The 15,597-nt window shown below is 71.4% G+C and carries 15 protein-coding genes; 5 read left to right on the plus strand and 10 right to left on the minus strand.

The genetic code is table 11. From position 1 onward, the window contains the following. Nucleotides 1–12: 12 nt before the first annotated feature. The 6 genes from BLQ76_RS15510 to BLQ76_RS15535 form a co-directional block, all read right to left on the minus strand. Nucleotides 13–3,240: an efflux RND transporter permease subunit gene (locus BLQ76_RS15510; protein ID WP_090675083.1), complete on the minus strand. Its 3,228-nt coding sequence runs from the start codon at nucleotides 3,238–3,240 to the stop codon at nucleotides 13–15. After that, the gene (locus BLQ76_RS15515) at nucleotides 3,237–4,991 is read right to left on the minus strand and encodes an efflux RND transporter periplasmic adaptor subunit (RefSeq protein WP_090675086.1); all 1,755 of its coding nucleotides are present in this window, start codon (nucleotides 4,989–4,991) and stop codon (nucleotides 3,237–3,239) included. The genes BLQ76_RS15510 and BLQ76_RS15515 overlap by 4 nt, the downstream gene beginning before the upstream one ends. A gap of 221 nt (nucleotides 4,992–5,212) precedes the next feature. Beyond that, on the minus strand, nucleotides 5,213–5,608 hold the full coding sequence (locus BLQ76_RS15520; RefSeq protein WP_090675088.1) for a helix-turn-helix domain-containing protein: 396 nt from the start codon (nucleotides 5,606–5,608) through the stop codon (nucleotides 5,213–5,215). Further along, complete coding sequence (locus BLQ76_RS15525; RefSeq protein ID WP_090675091.1) at nucleotides 5,605–6,180, minus strand: Smr/MutS family protein; 576 nt, start codon at nucleotides 6,178–6,180, stop codon at nucleotides 5,605–5,607. The genes BLQ76_RS15520 and BLQ76_RS15525 overlap by 4 nt, the downstream gene beginning before the upstream one ends. Continuing rightward, nucleotides 6,177–7,205 (minus strand): murein transglycosylase A, encoded by a 1,029-nt coding sequence (gene mltA / locus BLQ76_RS15530; RefSeq protein ID WP_090675094.1) that lies wholly within the window; start codon nucleotides 7,203–7,205, stop codon nucleotides 6,177–6,179. The genes BLQ76_RS15525 and mltA overlap by 4 nt, the downstream gene beginning before the upstream one ends. Nucleotides 7,206–7,212: 7 nt before the next feature. Beyond that, nucleotides 7,213–7,908: a Tim44/TimA family putative adaptor protein gene (locus BLQ76_RS15535; protein ID WP_090675097.1), complete on the minus strand. Its 696-nt coding sequence runs from the start codon at nucleotides 7,906–7,908 to the stop codon at nucleotides 7,213–7,215. Nucleotides 7,909–8,075: 167 nt separating this feature from the next. On the opposite strand from BLQ76_RS15535, the gene BLQ76_RS15540 reads away from it, so the two are divergent. After that, complete coding sequence (locus BLQ76_RS15540; RefSeq protein ID WP_090675365.1) at nucleotides 8,076–8,582, plus strand: FxsA family protein; 507 nt, start codon at nucleotides 8,076–8,078, stop codon at nucleotides 8,580–8,582. Nucleotides 8,583–8,753: 171 nt separating this feature from the next. Then, nucleotides 8,754–9,266, plus strand: a complete 513-nt coding sequence (secB, locus tag BLQ76_RS15545; RefSeq protein WP_090675100.1) for a protein-export chaperone SecB — start codon at nucleotides 8,754–8,756, stop codon at nucleotides 9,264–9,266. Between the two features lie 264 nt (nucleotides 9,267–9,530). On the opposite strand, the gene dnaQ is transcribed toward secB, so the two are convergent. Continuing rightward, nucleotides 9,531–10,238 (minus strand): DNA polymerase III subunit epsilon, encoded by a 708-nt coding sequence (gene dnaQ / locus BLQ76_RS15550; protein ID WP_090675103.1) that lies wholly within the window; start codon nucleotides 10,236–10,238, stop codon nucleotides 9,531–9,533. A 138-nt stretch (nucleotides 10,239–10,376) separates the two neighbouring features. Between dnaQ and BLQ76_RS15555 the strand changes: the two genes are divergently transcribed. Together BLQ76_RS15555 and BLQ76_RS15560 are read left to right on the plus strand one after the other, a co-directional pair. Further along, nucleotides 10,377–11,165, plus strand: a complete 789-nt coding sequence (locus tag BLQ76_RS15555) for a MauE/DoxX family redox-associated membrane protein (RefSeq protein WP_090675105.1) — start codon at nucleotides 10,377–10,379, stop codon at nucleotides 11,163–11,165. Between the two features lie 88 nt (nucleotides 11,166–11,253). Then, nucleotides 11,254–12,039 (plus strand): hypothetical protein, encoded by a 786-nt coding sequence (locus tag BLQ76_RS15560; RefSeq protein ID WP_090675108.1) that lies wholly within the window; start codon nucleotides 11,254–11,256, stop codon nucleotides 12,037–12,039. Here the strand turns inward: BLQ76_RS15560 and coaE are convergent. Genes coaE through BLQ76_RS15575 form a run of 3 tightly spaced genes read right to left on the minus strand, consistent with a single transcriptional unit; the run spans nucleotide 12,029 to nucleotide 14,065 of the window. Then, nucleotides 12,029–12,637, minus strand: coding sequence for a dephospho-CoA kinase (coaE, locus tag BLQ76_RS15565; RefSeq protein ID WP_090675110.1), 609 nt, complete (start codon nucleotides 12,635–12,637; stop codon nucleotides 12,029–12,031). The two genes, BLQ76_RS15560 and coaE, sit on opposite strands and share 11 nt — an antisense overlap. After that, complete coding sequence (locus BLQ76_RS15570; RefSeq protein ID WP_090675113.1) at nucleotides 12,634–13,473, minus strand: shikimate dehydrogenase; 840 nt, start codon at nucleotides 13,471–13,473, stop codon at nucleotides 12,634–12,636. Before BLQ76_RS15570 ends, coaE begins: the two co-directional genes overlap by 4 nt. Further along, nucleotides 13,466–14,065 (minus strand): Maf-like protein, encoded by a 600-nt coding sequence (locus tag BLQ76_RS15575; protein ID WP_090675115.1) that lies wholly within the window; start codon nucleotides 14,063–14,065, stop codon nucleotides 13,466–13,468. The genes BLQ76_RS15570 and BLQ76_RS15575 overlap by 8 nt, the downstream gene beginning before the upstream one ends. A gap of 442 nt (nucleotides 14,066–14,507) precedes the next feature. Between BLQ76_RS15575 and hemE the strand changes: the two genes are divergently transcribed. After that, nucleotides 14,508–15,539, plus strand: a complete 1,032-nt coding sequence (gene hemE / locus BLQ76_RS15580) for a uroporphyrinogen decarboxylase (protein WP_090675117.1) — start codon at nucleotides 14,508–14,510, stop codon at nucleotides 15,537–15,539. The last annotated feature ends 58 nt before the right edge of the window (nucleotides 15,540–15,597 follow it).

Here is a 15,597-nt window from a genome sequence, read left to right on the forward strand (position 1 = left end):
AGCCGCCCCCGGCTACTCGGCGGGCGTCGCATCCGGTGCGGGTCCCTTGGGCTCGAAGCGCCAGGGGAAGCGACCGTCGCGCTCGATCTCGTCCTTGGTGCGCTCCTCCGGACGGCGTTTGCCGCGCCGCGTCTCGCGGCCCCAGAACAGCCCCTTGCGACGCTCGCCCATGCGCTCGAACAAGGCGAACAGCGCCGGCACGATGAAGATGCCGATGAAGGTCGCCGCCAGCATGCCGCCGATCGCCGCCGTGCCGATGGCGTTGCGCGAGGCCGCGCCCGCCCCGCTCGTCGTCACCAGCGGGATCAGGCCGAGGATGAAGGCGAGCGCCGTCATCAGAACGGCGCGGAAGCGCTGGCGCGCCCCCATAACCGCGCTCTCGGTGATCTCCATCCCGTCCACCTCGCGCCGCTCCTTGGCGAACTCCACGATCAGGATGGCGTTCTTAGCGGCGAGACCGATCAGCATCACCATGCCGATCTGCGAGTAGATGTTGGAGGAGTAGCCGAAGAGCGCGAGCGAGCCCGCCGCACCCGCGGCCGCGATCGCGATCGACAGCATCACGGCGAGCGGCTGCAGCCAGCTTTCGTACTGACCGACCAGGAACAGGTAGGCGAAGACGAAGGCGAGCGCGAAGGCGATGTAGGTCACCGAGCCCGCCTGCTGCTCTTGGAAGCTCGTGCCGGAGAACTGGTAGGAGTAGCCCGGCGGCAGCGTCTCGGCCGCCACCTCCTGCAGCGCCTGGAGAGCCGCGCCCGACGAGTAGCCGCTTGCGGGCTGGCCCGTGATCTCGGGCGCGGTGAAGAGGTTGAAGCGCGGCACCGCATAGGGGCCGAAGGTCGTGTCCACCTTCACCAGCGATCGCAGCGGCACCATCTGGCCGCTCGCGTTCTTGGCGTAGAGGTCGCCGATGTCGGTGGTGACGGCGCGCGCGCCGGCCTCCGCCTGGAGGCGCACCTGGTAGATGATGCCGTCGTAGATGAACTGGTTGACGTAGGTCTCGCCCATGGTGGAGCCGACCGTGTCGTAGATGTCCTGGACCGTGAGGCCCAGCGTCTCGGCGCGGTCGCGGTCGATGTTCATGTAGAGGCGCGGCACGTCGGCCGAGAAGGTCGTGCGCGCGCCCTCGATCTCGGGCCGCTCGTTGGCGGCCGACACGAAGGCGTCGGCGACCTGGGCGATCTCGGCCGGGTCCTGGCCCTGCTGGGCGAGGAGCTGGAAGGTGAAGCCGCCGACCGAGCCGAGGCCCGGAATGGGCGGCGGCGGGAAGGCCGCGACCTGGACGCCCGGAATGGCCGCGAACTTGCCCCGCAGCTCGCCGAGGATCTGGAACAGGTCGGGCCGCTCGCCCCAGGGCTTCAGCGTCACGATGCCGAGCCCGCCGGAGGTGCGCTGCGACGACTGGAGAAGCGAGTAGCCCGCGTTCAGCACGTAGGCGTTCACGCCCTCGGTCTCGCTGAGGATGTCGCCGATCTCCAGCATCGCCTCCGTGGTGCGCTGGAGCGAGGCGCCGTCGGGCAGCGACACGTCGAACAGGATCGCGCCCTGGTCCTCGTCGGGCAAGAGCGTCGAGGGCAGCGACACGAGCGAGATGGCGGCTACCGCGAAGCCGACGGCCAGGACGCCGAGCGCCACGAGGACGCGCTTCACCAGGAAGGTGACGGCACCGGCATAGGCGTTGCGCGTCTTGTCGAGACCCTTGTTGAACCAGCGCAAGGGACCCCAGGCGGCGGTCGGCGGGCGCAGCATGGCGGCGGCGAGCGCGGGGGTGAGCGTCAGCGCCACCACCGAGGACAGCAGCATCGAGATCGACAGCGCCAGGCCGAACTGCCGGTAGAGCTGGCCTGACAGGCCGGGCAGGAAGGTGGTCGGCAGGAACACGGCGAGCAGCACCAGCGTCGTCGAGATGATCGGGCCGGTGATCTCGCGCATGGCGATCCGCGTCGCCTCCACGCGGTCGACGTTCCGCTCGGTCATCACGCGCTGGACGTTCTCGACCACCAGGATCGCGTCGTCCACCACGAGGCCGATGGCCAGGATCAGCGCGAGCAGCGTGATGACGTTGATCGTGAAGCCGATGGCGAGCAGCACCGCGAACGTGCCGATCAGCGACACGGGGATGGCGAGCGCGGGGATCAGCGTCGAGCGCCAGTCCTGCAGGAACAGGAACACCACCACCACGATGATCGCCGCGGTGATGCCGAGCGTCAGCACGATCTCGTGGATCGTCGCGTCCACGAACTGCGTGGAGTCGTAGATGATCTGGTAGTCGAGCCCCTGCGGGAACTCGGGCCGCAGGCGCTCCAGCTCGGCGCGCACCGCCGTGACCGTCTGCAGCGCGTTGGCGCCGGGCGCCTGGTTGATCTGGATGGTCTTGCCGGGGTTCGTCCCGACATAGGTGTTGACCGCGTAGCTTTCCGAGCCGAGCTCGACGCGCGCCACGTCCTTGAGGCGCACGATCGCGCCGTTCGGCTCGGCGCGCACCACGATGTTCTGGAACTGTTCGGGCGTGTTGAGCTGCCCCTGCGCGGTGATCGTGTAGACCGTCGCCTGGCCCTCGGGCGCCGGCGAGCCGCCGATCTGGCCGGTGGAGGCGGGCAGGTTCTCGGCGGTGATCGCCGCGGTCACCTCGGCCGGCGAGATGGAGAGCGCGGCCATGCGCACGGGATCGGTCCAGATGCGCATGGCGTAGTCGGCGTTGCCGAGAACGTTGGCGTCGCCCACGCCCTCCACGCGCTGCAGCGCGGTGACCACCGAGGACGACAGGTAGGCGCCGATGTCGATGGTCGACACCTGGCCGCCTTCCGACGAGAAGGCCACCGCCATCAGGAAGTTCGGCGAGCGCGAGCGCACCGTCACGCCCTGCCGCGTCACCGCCTCGGGAAGCTGCGCGGTGGCGAGCTGGACGCGGTTCGACACGTTGACCTGCGCGATGTCGGGGTCGGTGCCGATCGCGAACGTGATCGAAAGCGAGTAGGTGCCCGAGTCCGTGGAGGTCGAGGACATGTAGATCATGTCCTCGACGCCGTTGATGGCGCGCTCCAGCGGATCGCCGACGGCCTGGGCCAGGACGGTCGAGTCGGCGCCGGGATAGGTCGCCGACACCGAGACCGTGGGCGGCGTGATCTCGGGATATTGCGAGATCGGCAGGACGAGGATGGCGAGGAGCCCCGCCAGCACCACAACGATCGAGACGACGCCGGCCAGTCGCGGCCGGCGGATGAAGATGTCGGAGATCACCGGGCGCCCCCCGAGCCGCTGCCCTGGCCGTTGTTCTGGGAGCCGCCGCCCTCGGGGGCCTGCGCGCCCTCGCCCTGCGTGGATCCTTCCTGCGCGCCGTCCCCGCCCTCCGCGTTGTTTCCGCCCTCGGGCCGCTGGGCGCGGCGCTGCTGCGCCTCGGCGTCGGCCTGTTCCTGCGTCAGCGGTCGGACGACGGTGCCTTCCTTCACGTTGGCCGAGCCGCGCACCACGACGCGCTCGCCGCTCTGAAGGCCGGAGGTGACGGCGGCCATGTTGTTGCCCACCGCCTCGGCGGAGACCTCGATCGCGCGCCGCTCGATCTTGTCGCCCTCGCCGACCACCAGCACCGAGCGGCCCTCGCGCGAGAGCTGGATCGCGGCCTGCGGCACGACGGGTCGCATGGGCGGGTTCTTCTGGCTCGCCACCAGCGTCACGTTCTGGTTGGCAAGAAGGAAGCCGCCGGGATTGGGAAAGCTGATGCGCGCCTCCACCGTGCCGGTGGCTGAGTTCACCGTGTTGCCGACGAAGTCGAAGTCGCCGGCCGGCTGGTAGTCCGCCCCGTTGGGCAGGCGCAGGTTGAGATTGTAGTCCGCGCCGATCTGCCGGTCGTCGGCCGAGGCCGAAGCATCGACGGCGGCGCCCTCGGGCGGCGGCGGCGCTCCGGCCGCGCCCGTGCCGTCGGCCGAGGCGATACGCGTGCCGGCCTCGGTGGGGGGCGTCGTCTCGGCCGGCGCCTGGTCGGGAACCGAGGCGTCGCCCTCGCCTTCCCCATCGCCGCCGCTTCCGCCGGCCCCGCCGGTGCGCCCGTTCTGCGCGGTCTCGATCGGGGCCTCCTCGCCGGCGCCCACGCCCACGCGCTGCCAGGTGACGAGCTGGTCCTCGGCGATCGGGAAGACGCCCCAGATCGGGTCCAGCTGCGTGAGCGTGGCGAGGTCGGTCGTGGTGGTGGTGGAGACGTAGTTGCCGCGCGTGATCAGCGGCTGGCTCATCTCGCCGTCGATGGCCGCCGTGATGCGCGTGTAGCTGAGGTTGAGCTGGGCTTGGGTGAGGGCCGCCTGCGCCTGGAGAAGGGCGGCCTGCGCGTTCTCGAGGTTGGCGGTGGCGGTGTCGAGCGTCGCGCGCGCCGTGACGCCCGAGGACGCCAGCTCCTCCTGCCGGTTGTAGTCGCGCTGGGCCTGGTTGACGGTGGCCTGCGCGCCCGAGAGCTGGGCTTCCGCCGCCCGCACCGAGGCCTCGTACTGGGCGGGCTCGATCTGGAACAGGAGATCGCCCTGCTTCACCTTCTGACCGCCGGTGAAGAACACCTCCTGGATGTAGCCATCGACGCGCGCCCGGATCGAGACCTGCTCGATGGGCTGGATCGTGCCGATGAAGCTGAACGAGTCGCCGACCGACTGCGTGGCGACCGTCTGGACGATCACCGCGGCCGGCTCGCCGTTGGTTTCGCCGTTCTGGCCGCCCTGGCCCCCCTCGCCGCTTCCGCCCTCGGCGCTCGTCTCACCCTCCTCGCCGCCTCCGAAGAGGCCGGCCAGGAAACCCGGCAGCGGGACGTGGCCGATCAGCGGCAGGTCGATGCCGCTCTTGCGCTCGCCCGCTTGTTCGCGTCCCTGTTCGCCCTCGGCCTGCTGCCCGCCGCCGGACCCGCCCCCGCTGCCGCCGCTCTGGGCATGGGCGGGCGCGGCGGCGCCGAGCGCGAGAACGAGGGAAAGCGCGGCCCAGTCGCGGCGGCGCTGGAAGAGGTGTCGGGTCATGGCCGAAGTCCGGGTCGCCTCGGGCCGGGGCCGAAGGACATCAAAGGATCGACAGCGGAAATTAGTCGGCTCCGAACCCACGGCGAGGGGCAGGAGCGATCCGCTGGCCGGTCACGCTCGCGTGAGCGGCGGCGGCATCGCTCCGGAAAGTCCTCGACCGTGCATCGAACGGAGGGCTTCGGGCTCTGCGAGCGCCGGCCGGGCGCCGCCCCCTTCCACCCCTATCGGCGGCGGCGCGCGGCCTGTTCGCGCTCGGCGCGGGTCGCCATCTCCTCCAGGGTTTCCAGAAGCATGCGCACGTCCGCCTCGGACAGGATCGCGATGGTCTCGGCTAATCGATTGGCGAGCGCCGTGGCGTCGGGTCGCAGGCCCCCCGTGGCGACGCTGACCTTGGGATGCGAAAGCTCGGCGAGACGCTCCAGCTCCTCGGCATCGTCCCAGATGACGTTGAGATAGCCGATGATGCGCTGCAGGAGCTGCCAGGTCGGGCGCCCGCGCCGGCCATGCTCCAGCGCCGACAGGTAGGCGCCCGACACGCCGAGCGCCTGCGCCATCTCGCTCTGCGTCACGCCCTTCTGGCGGCGCAGCTCGCGCACCTTCTCGCCGAACGGGGTCACGGCGTGCCCGGGCGCTTGCGCACGCGCACGTAAAAGGCGCCCTCGCCGCCATGGCCGCGCTCGGCCGGCTCGAAGCCCGACACGAGCGAACGGAAGTCGGCGGTCGCGAACCAGTGCGGCAGCGCGCGCTTCAGCGAACCGGTGGAGCCGAGCGAGGCGCCGCGACCCGTGATCACGAGAACGATGCGCAGACCGTTGGCTTGCGCCCGGCGCAGAAAGAACAGAAGCGTGCCGTGCGCGCTCGCCTCGGTCTGGCCGTGGAGGTCGATCCGGTCCTCCAGCGGAATGCGCCCGCGCCCGATCTTGCGGCGCACCGGACGCTCGATCGGGTGAAGCGCGGGCGGCGAAGCGGACCCGCGCGCGGGGGCGGAAGCGGTCGTACCGGCCAGAAGCGCGCGCAGCGCGGCGGGGCTGGCGGGCGCGGGTGCCGGCGGCGGCGCGGTCATGGCGGCAGGGGCGTCCGGCTCCGGCTCGGCTTCGGGCAGCGCGCGGCCGCGCATGGGCTTGGCGGTGAGCGCGATCGCCCGCCACAGCCGCTTCTCCTCGCCCGTCAGCGCGCGCCGCTTTCTCACCCGTCGTCCCCGTTCCGCTCGCTTCCCCGTGGCAGCAGCGCGGTGAACGCGCAAGGGTGGCGGATGGTGCCGGCCAGGGTTCCGGCCGCCTCGCCCGACCCGGTGAACAGGTCGCCCCGGCCGGGGCCGACGATCGCCGAGCCCGTGTCCTGCGCGACCAGGAGCTGGCCGAACGGGCGCGCCCCGATCCGCAGCGTCGGCGCGTGAACAAACAGAAGCGAGCCGTAGGCGTGGTGGCGCGGGTCCACCGCGAGCGAGCCGAACGGCGTCAGCGGCAGGCCGGCCGCGCCGACCGGCCCGTCCCGGTCGCCGATGTCGTCCACCACGCGAAAGAAGATGAACGACCGGTTCTCGCGCATCAACGCGAGGCCGTCCTCCAGCGGCCGGCTCGCCAGCCAGCGCCGGATGCCGGCCATGTCGGCCTCCGGCAGGGCCAGCTCGCCGCGCGCCACGAGGACGCGCCCGATCGCGGTGAAGCGGTGCCCGTTCTTGGCGGCGAACCCGACCCTGAGGGCCGCGCCGTCCGGCAGCACGAGGCGCGCCGAGCCCTGGACGTGCACGAAGAAGCGGTCGACCGGCGAACGCAGCCAGGCGATCTCAAGGCCCCGGCCGTCCAGCAGTTCCGCCTCGATCGCGGCGCGGTCGGGATAGGGCTCCAGGGCGCCGTCCGGGCGGCGGCGGGCGAAGCGCGCATCCGGATCGAGGCCCGGCGCGCTCGCCTCCAGGCGCACGAGATCGGCCGGCGGGGCGTAGAGCGGCCACCGGAACGGACCCTCGCGGCGCAGCGAGGCGGGAAGCTCGGGTTCGTAGTAGCCGGTGAGAAAACCGTCCGGCACGGTGGCGGCCGGCTGAAAGAAGCACTCGAAGAAGCGGCGCGCCTCGCCCGGCGAGGGATCGGGGGCCAGCGCTTGCGCCGCCTGGCGGGCCTCCGCGTCACCGCGCAGCGCCGGGCCCACGCGGAACGCGCGCAGCGCCGGGCGCAGGTCGCCCCGGTCCCAGCCGGGCGGGAACGGGACGGCGCTCACGGGACGGTCAGTCCTCGGACTCGGTCTCCACCAGGCGCCAGTTCGGGTCGCGCGAGCGCGTGTCGCGGCCGAAGGTCCAGACGTCCTTCACCTCGACCACGGTCTCGGGATCGCCGTCCACCACGGTTCCGTCGGCCTTCAGCGTCGCGGAGATGAGCTGCGACACGATGCGCACGGTCACCAGCGCCTCGCGCTCCTTCAGCTCGGCCGCGACGATGCGCGCGTCGTTGATGCCGATGAACGAGGACTGCATGCGCTCCGAACGGCCTTCGCGTTCCGCGATCGATTGGTCGAAGCCCTGGAAAACCTCCGGCGACAGGAGGTTCTTGAGAAGCTTGCGGTCGCCGTCCGCAAAGGCGGTGACCACCATCTCGTAGGCGATCTTGGCGCCGTCCAGGAACTGGCGGGGATCGAACGCGGGATCGGCGTCGCGGATGCGGCGCAGCTCGGTGTTGAGCGGCGTGCCAGCGGGCGACACGGCGTCGATCGCCTCGTAGGCGGCCGGCGCGGGCGCGGCCTCTTCCGGGCCATTCACGCGGCGCGAGGGCAGCGTCACGACGTTGCCGGGCGGCTGCGCCTCGGTCGGCCGCGAGTAGGGATCGAAGGGCGGACGCTCGTTGCCGGTCCGGCGGCCCAGAACCGAGCGCAGCTGGTAAAGGACGATCGCCGCCACCACGATGAAGAAGATCGTCCCAAAACCCATGAAGCCTGCAAGCGTCCTACAAGAAGATATGATCCGTTCGACATATAGAGGGCGCCGCATCAGCATTCAAATTCACGAACGCGCGTCCTATCTGCCAGTTGGCCGCGGGAATGCCGGGACGCGGCCGGAAACGGAGCCTGTCCCGGCCGACCGAGCTTCGCGACCCGATGCCGCTGCGCTTCCTGCCTTTCCTTTTCCTGATCCTGCCGCTGGCCGAGATCGGCACGTTCATCTGGGTGGGCGGCCATATCGGCGTCGGCTGGACCCTGCTTCTCGTGATCGCCTCCGTCGTGGTGGGTCTCCTGCTCCTGAAGCGGCAGACGCTCTCGACGCTCCGGCGCGCCCGGGCGGAAGCGCGAGCCGGCCGCGTGCCGGAGCGCGAGATCGTGCACGGTGCCCTGATCGCGCTGGCCGGCGTTCTTCTGGTGGTTCCCGGCTTCCTGACCGACATCGCCGGCCTGCTCCTGTTTCTGCCGCCGGTGCGCGACGCGATCTGGCGCAGCCTGCGCCGCCGTGTCGTGGTGCGCGGCTCGGGCTTTCGCCCGGCCCAGCCGGCCCGCGGCCCCGAGATCATCGAACTGGCCGAGGTGGACTTCGAGCGACGCGAGCTCGGAGGCGATCCGCGCTCGCCCTGGCGCGATCCCGAAACCGGTGACGGGCCGACCCGGCACTGAGGGTTTCGGACGGCGGCACGCAGGCGGCCTCGCGGCGCCGGCGAGGCTTCGTCCCGAAATGCCTCGGGCCTTCGCTTGCCCGGTCCCGCTCTTGCGTGATAGCCCGGCAGCCTCTTGAAACGGGCGCCGGGCCGCTGCGTCGCTAGCGCTTGCCAACAGCGGGAGTCCCCCATGTCGCAGACCGAACCCAACGGTGCCAACGGCGCCACCGCCGCCAACGGCGCGGCCCCGAGCCTCAACATCCTCGCCCAGTACATCAAGGATCTCTCGTTCGAGAGCCCGAAGGCGCCCGCCTCGTTGCGCGGCCAGACCCGCGCGCCCGGCATCAACATCGGCGTCAACGTCGGCGCCAACGCGGTGCAGGGCGGCGACAACGAGTACGACGTGCGCCTGACGCTGAACGCGCGCGCCGGCGAGGGCGCCGACACGCTGTTTCACGTGGAACTCGAGTATGGCGGCGTGTTCCGTCTCGAGCACTTTCCCCAGGAGCACATGCTGCCGCTCCTGTTCATCGAGTGCCCGCGTCTTCTGTTCCCGTTCGCGCGCCAGATCGTGGCGGACGTCACGCGCAACGCGGGCTTCCCGCCGCTGATGATCGACCCGATCGACTTCGCCGCCCTGTTCCAGCAGCGCGTCGCCGAGGAGCGCGCGCGCCAGCAGGTCCAGCCGGTCACCAACGCCTGACAGGTGGCGCGCGCGCGGGGCCCGCTCGAGGTTTCGCGCGCGCCCGGATGCCGATCGCGGCGGCCGGTGACGGGCCGGCCGCTTTCCGCCGGAGGCCGCACCGGTCCGCCCTGCGGCCTCCCCTTCGACGCTGCGTCGTCGTGGCGACGATGACCACCGGCACGAGGCACCGCGCAAAACGATCGCGGGCTGCGCGGGAAGGCGCAGCGAGCGCGGCGGGCGTGGCTCCACCCCCTTAGGGAACCGGCGTTCCCGCCCGTCTCGTCAGTTGTTCTGGTCGGGCAGATGGGCGCGCCAGAGCGCGGCCTCGCCCAGGCTCTCCACGAAGCGGCGATGGGCCGCGTCCTCCTCGGCGGTCAGGCGCGAGGGCAGGGCTTGCGGCCGGCGCGCGGCGCGGTGCCCGCCGAGATCGGCGGCCCGGTCGTCGTCCTCGCCTGCCGCCACGAGGCGCAGCGCCGACTGCCGCCCGCCGATCAGCTCGATATAAACCTGCGCCAGAAGCTCGGAGTCCACGAGCGCCCCGTGCTTGTCGCGCTTGGTGGTGTCGATCTGGAATCGCGAGCAGAGCGCGTCGAGGGTCGCGGGCGCCATCGGGAACTTGCGCCGCGCCATCGGCAGCGTGTCGATCACAAGGCCCGGCGGAATGGCGGGTCGGCCGAGACGGGCGAGTTCGGCGTTCAGGAAGCGGATGTCGAAGGCCGCGTTGTGCGCGATCAGGGTCGCCCCGTCGAAGGCCGCCGCGAACTCCTCGACGACCTCCGAAAAGAGCGGCTTGTCCTTCAGGAAGTCGTCGGAGATGCCGTGGATGTCGAACGCCGCCGGATCGACGCGCCGGCCCGCCGGCCGCACGAACCAGTGGTACTCCCGGCCGGTCGGGATGTGGTTCCACAACTCCACCCCGCCGATCTCGATGACGCGGTCCTCCTCGAAGTCGAGGCCCGTGGTCTCGGTGTCGAAGACGATCTCGCGCATGGGAGCACCCCTTTTCCGGTCCGTCCCGAAGCCTTCGCATTGGAACGGGTCCCCTTCTAAACCATATGAAGCTGGAGGATGTCTCGCCCGCCGGTCCGTGCGGCCGCTTCCCGTTCACTCCGCGAAAGGCTCCGTCCCATGAGCGCCACGCTGGACGCTTCCGCCCCGAAGGCCGCCGCCACGACCCGACGCCACGCCGTGATCCACCGCATGGTCATGGACAAGCACGTGTGCCCTTGGGGCCTGCGAGCGCTGCATCTCCTGCGCTCGCACGGCTTCGAGGTGGAGGACCGCCCCTTGCGCACGCGCGAGGAGGTCGACCGCTTCAAGAACGAGCAGGGCGTGAAGACGACGCCGCAGATCTTCGTCGACGGCGCGCGGATCGGCGGCCACGACGACCTGCGCCGCTATCTCGGGCTCAAGGTGCGCGACCCCAAGGCCGTGACCTACGCCCCGGTCGCCTGGCTGTTTGCGGCCAGCCTCGCCCTGGCGCTGGCCGCGAGCGTCTCGGCCTTCGGCACGGCGCTCACGGGGCGCGCCGCCGAATGGACGGTCGGCTTCGCGATGGTGCTGCTCGCGCTCCAGAAGCTGCGCGACGTCGACAGCTTCGCCACGATGTTCCTCGGCTACGACCTCCTGGCGCAGCGCTGGGTGCCCTATGGGCGGATCTACCCCTATGCGGAAGCGCTGGCGGGCGTCCTGATGGTGGCGGGCGTGTTGAACTGGCTGTCGGTCCCGATCGCCCTGACGATCGGCACGGTGGGCGCGGTGTCGGTGTTCAAGGCGGTTTACGTCGACCGGCGCGAGCTCAAGTGCGCCTGCGTGGGCGGCGACTCGAACGTGCCGCTCGGCTTCGTGTCGCTTCTGGAAAACGTCATGATGGTCGGCATGGCGGTGTGGATGGTGTCGGCCCACGGCCTCGCCTGATTGCGGCCCATTCGTAAGCCTGCCGCAGGATCGCCACACGGTCCTGTTCCTGTCCCGCCGCCAAGCTGCAACCAGCGGGAGAACCGACTTGGACGTTTATGCCGGAATCGACGGGACCGGACCGCTCGACAACGCGAGCTACCGCACGCAGTTCGCCAGAAGCTTCGTCAGCCGCCTCCAGCGGGAGCGCTCCTGGGGCAAGAGCTACTACCTGCGCGGCCCCACGATGGACGGGCAGGAAACGCGGCAGCTGTCGCGGCAGATCCTACGCGAGGTGGAGGGCGACCTTCACCGCACCACGGCGCGACGCGTGGAGCGCGTGGTCGTGGCGGGCTACAGCCGGGGCGGCGCGGCGGCGATCCGCCTGTGCCGCGAGCTCGGGCGCCACGGACACGCCGTCGACGCGCTGCTCCTGTTCGACGCGGTGGACATGTCACTGACGGTGGCCGCCGACCTCGTGCCCGCCAACGTGCGCACCTGCTTCCACGCCCGTCGCGACCCGGCCTCCTTGTCGCGCTCCTTCTGGGACAATTGCGGGCGCGGCGCCGAGGACGCCTCGCGCACGCGCTACGTCGAGCACTTCTTCCGTTGCACCCACGGCGGCATGGGCGGCGTGCCGTGGACAGTGGCGGACTCGGACGGCGTCATCAACGAGGCGGCCACGGACCGCACCCTGTCGGGGCGCATCGTGCGCGGCGCCGGCCTGCCGGGCCTGCCGTTCGCCGCCCTCAACGAGATCCACCGCTACTCCAGCCGCACCAGCGTGACGCTCGCGCAGGACCGGATCGTGTCGGCGCAGGTGGGCGCCTGGATGTTCGGCCATCTCGACCGGGTGCTGGCCGCCAAGCGCCGCACGCCCGCCCTCACGAGCTGAGGGCGGCCCCGCCTTCCCCGCGCAGCTGCCGCACGATCGCGGCGACCTGCCGGCGGGCGTGGGCGAGCCCCTCGCCCGTTTCCACCACGAAGTCCGCGCGCCGCTGCTTCTCGGCGTCCGGCATCTGCTGGGCGAGGATGGCCTCGAAGCGGTCCACGGTCATGCCGGGACGCGCCAGGACGCGCTCGCGCTGGACGCTTGCGGGTGCCGACACCACCACGACGCGGTCGACGCGGCTCTCGCCCCCGGTTTCGAACAGGAGCGGAATGTCGAGAACGGCGGCGGGCGCCCCGGCGGCCTCCGCCTCGGCCAGGAAGGCGGCCTCCTCCTCGCGCACCATGGGGTGAACCAGCGCCTCGAGCCGCTTCAGCGCGGCCGGGTCGCCGAGGACGCGCGCGCCGAGCCGCGCCCGGTCCACCGCGCCGTCCCCGTCCAGAACTCCTGGAAACAGCGCCTCCACCCGTGGCGCCGCGCGGCCCCGGTAGAGCTGGTGGACGGCGGCGTCCGCATCGTGGACCGGCAGGCCCTCGTCGCGAAACATCGCGGCCGTGGTGGACTTGCCCATGCCGATCGAGCCGGTGAGACCGAGGCGGATCATGGCCGGGCGATATCGGCGAGAACGAGATCGCGCAGCGCTTCCGTCACGACGGGACGCCGCCCGAACCACCGCTCGAAGCCCGGCACCGCCTGGTGAAGAAGCATGCCGAGCCCGTCGGCGCAGCGCAGCCCGCGTGCGCGCGCCGCGCGCAGCACCGGCGTTTCCAGCGGCACATAGACGATGTCGGTGACCAGCGCGCCGTCGGGCAGGGCGGAGAGGTCGGGATTGGCCTCGTCCGGCGCGGCGGGCCGCGTGTTGACGAGAAGGTCCGCGGCGGAAAGAACGGCGCCCTCCGCCTCCTGCCCGATCCCACGCACCCGCTCGCCGAAGCTGTCCGCCAGCGCCTCGGCGCGGCGCGGCGTGCGGTTCGACACCGTGACGCGGCCGATCCCCGCGTCCAGAAGCGCGTGGACGACGCCCCGCGCCGCGCCGCCCGCGCCCAGAACCAGCGCGTGGGTCGCATCGCGCCAGCCCGCCAGGCGTTCGTCGAGATTGGCCGAAAAGCCGTAGGCATCGGTGTTGCCGCCGATGAGCCGTCCGCCCTCGAACCAGAGCGTGTTGACGGCACCGATGGCCTCGGCCGCGCCATCGCATCGGTCGGCGGCGGCAAACGCAGCCTCCTTGTGCGGGATCGTCACGTTGCCGCCCGCCCAGCCACGAACCGCCAGCTCGCGAAAGAAGAGGTTCGCCCGCTCCGGCTCGACCGCGACGCGCTCGTAGGTGCCGCCGAGCCCCATCTCGCGCAGCCAGGTGCCGTGGATCAGCGGCGAGCGCGAATGGTGGATCGGCCAGCCGCACACAAAGGCGCGCGGGCTCTCCGCGAGCCTCTCAGACATCGATCTCGCCCATCGCGCGCAGCTCCGCCAGAAGCGGCAGCAGCGGCAGGCCGATGATCGTGAAGAGGTCGCCCTCGACGCGGCTCATCAGGCGGATGCCCGGCCCCTCGATCTGATAGGCGCCGACCGAGCCGAGCGCCGCCTCGCCCGCGAGCGCGAGGTAGCGTCCGATCTCGGCCGGCGTCAGCTCGCGCATCGTGAGGCGCGCGGTGGAAACGTGGCGCCACAGCGTTTGTCCGCCCCGCACCAGCGCCACCGCGCTGTGGAGCTCGTGCGTGCGGCCCTGCAGCTGGAGAAGCGCGCGGCGCGCCGCCTCCATGTCGGCGGGCTTGTGCAGCGTCTGGTCGCCGAGCGCCAGCGTCTGGTCGGCGCCGATCACGAGCGCCCGGGGAAAGCGCTCCGACACCTCGCCGGCCTTCGCCTCGGCGAGAACCTCGGCCACCGCGTCGGGCGTGGCGCCGCTGTCCTTGAGCGGCGCCTCCAGCGCACGCTCATCGAGCTGCGAGGCGTGAACCGAAAAGCGCAGACCCGCGTTTTCGAGCATGTGACGGCGATGGACGCTGCCCGATGCCAGGACGATCTCGGATGCCAAGGGGTCATTCCTCCCACGGGTTCGGCTCGACCGCTCCTCTCGCACGGACTCGATTCGGGGGTCCAGCGCAAGCGCGGGCCCCTGTTGTGCCCGTGATTCCGGCCCCCCTGTGGGCGAAGGCGGACAAAGGGGGGACTTGTCCCAGGGGGTCGCGGCAGCCCTGTGCGTCCGTGACGATTCATCCCCAAATGCGTGACGCCACGGCTTGTGGGGGCACGCTTGTGGACAACGGGCACAGCGGCGGAAAACGGCGGTGGCTGCAGGGGTTGCCGCGGCGCGCCGGCGCCCTTGTTTGATCGAGCCGGTGAATTCCGGCTATCCACCGACTCTAAGAATCAGAATCCCTCTTTAAAGGGATTTCTTTTTTGAAGAGGCGCCCCGGGATAACGGCGGCGCCGGGCCGAGCGGACCTCGCGCCGTTCCCAATCTTCGAGGACCCGCGATGACCGAACGAGCCCTTCTGCGCGTCCTGGGCGGCGAGAGCGTCTTTCCTCCGCCGGTCTGGCTGATGCGTCAGGCCGGGCGCTACCTCCCGGAATACCGGGAGACGCGGGCGCGGGCCGGATCGTTCCTGGACCTGTGCTACGACCCGGCGCTCGCCACCGAGGTGACGCTGCAGCCGATCCGGCGCTTCGGTTTCGACGCCTCGATCCTGTTCTCCGACATCCTCGTCATCCCCGACGCGCTGCACCGCAACGTGCGCTTCGTGCAGGGCGAGGGTCCGCAGATGGACCCCATCTCCGTCCACGAGATCCGCGACCTCGACCCGAGCCACGCCGACGCGCATCTGGCGCCCGTGATCGCGACGGTCGCGCGCCTGCGCGCCGAGCTGCCGGCCGAGACCGCGCTGATCGGCTTCTGCGGCGCGCCCTGGACGGTTGCGACCTACATGATCGCCGGGCACGGCACGCCCACGCAGGCGCCCGCCCGCTTGTTCGGCTACGAACACCCGGACGCCATGGACGAGCTGCTCGCGCTTCTGGCCGAGATGAGCGCCGACTATCTCGTGCGCCAGCTCCAGGCGGGCGCCGACTGCGTCCAGATCTTCGACAGCTGGGCCGGCGTCCTCGACGACGCGAGCTTCCGGCGCTGGAGCATCGCCCCCACGCGGCGCATCGTGGAGCGCGTGCGCGCCAGCGTTCCCGGCGCGCGCATCATCGGCTTTCCCAAGGGCGCGGGCGCGATGCTCGAAGCCTACCGCGAGGGAACCGGCGTCGACGCGCTCGGCCTCGACTGGGGCGTCCCGTTCGCGCAGGCGCGCGAGCTGCAGCGCGGCGGCGCCGTCCAGGGCAATCTCGACCCCTTGCGCCTGATCGCGGGCGGCCAGGCGCTGGACGACGGCGTGCGGGCGATCCTCCACCATCTCGGCGCCGGGCCGCTGGTGTTCAACCTCGGCCACGGCATCACGCCCGAGGCGCCGATCGCGCATGTGGAGCGCCTCCTCCAGCTCGTGCGGCACGACAGGCTGGCGTGAGGCTGGATCGCAACAGCATGGGACAACTTGTCGTCGCACGGGGGAACCAAGAGGCGTC

The sequence above is a fragment of the Aureimonas jatrophae genome (assembly GCF_900104035.1).
Classification (GTDB): domain Bacteria; phylum Pseudomonadota; class Alphaproteobacteria; order Rhizobiales; family Rhizobiaceae; genus Aureimonas; species Aureimonas jatrophae.

Bases quoted from the DNA above. Each gene is read 5' to 3' on its own strand.
- secB (WP_090675100.1), top strand. From the start codon at position 8,754: ATGTCGCAGACCGAACCCAACGGTGCCAACGGCGCCACCGCCGCCAAC.
- BLQ76_RS15555 (WP_090675105.1), top strand. From the start codon at position 10,377: ATGAGCGCCACGCTGGACGCTTCCGCCCCGAAGGCCGCCGCCACGACC.
- dnaQ (WP_090675103.1), bottom strand. From the start codon at position 10,238: ATGCGCGAGATCGTCTTCGACACCGAGACCACGGGCCTCGACTTCGAG.
- BLQ76_RS15535 (WP_090675097.1), bottom strand. From the start codon at position 7,908: ATGGGTTTTGGGACGATCTTCTTCATCGTGGTGGCGGCGATCGTCCTT.
- BLQ76_RS15515 (WP_090675086.1), bottom strand. From the start codon at position 4,991: ATGACCCGACACCTCTTCCAGCGCCGCCGCGACTGGGCCGCGCTTTCC.
- hemE (WP_090675117.1), top strand. From the start codon at position 14,508: ATGACCGAACGAGCCCTTCTGCGCGTCCTGGGCGGCGAGAGCGTCTTT.
- BLQ76_RS15540 (WP_090675365.1), top strand. From the start codon at position 8,076: ATGCCGCTGCGCTTCCTGCCTTTCCTTTTCCTGATCCTGCCGCTGGCC.
- coaE (WP_090675110.1), bottom strand. From the start codon at position 12,637: ATGATCCGCCTCGGTCTCACCGGCTCGATCGGCATGGGCAAGTCCACC.
- BLQ76_RS15570 (WP_090675113.1), bottom strand. From the start codon at position 13,473: ATGTCTGAGAGGCTCGCGGAGAGCCCGCGCGCCTTTGTGTGCGGCTGG.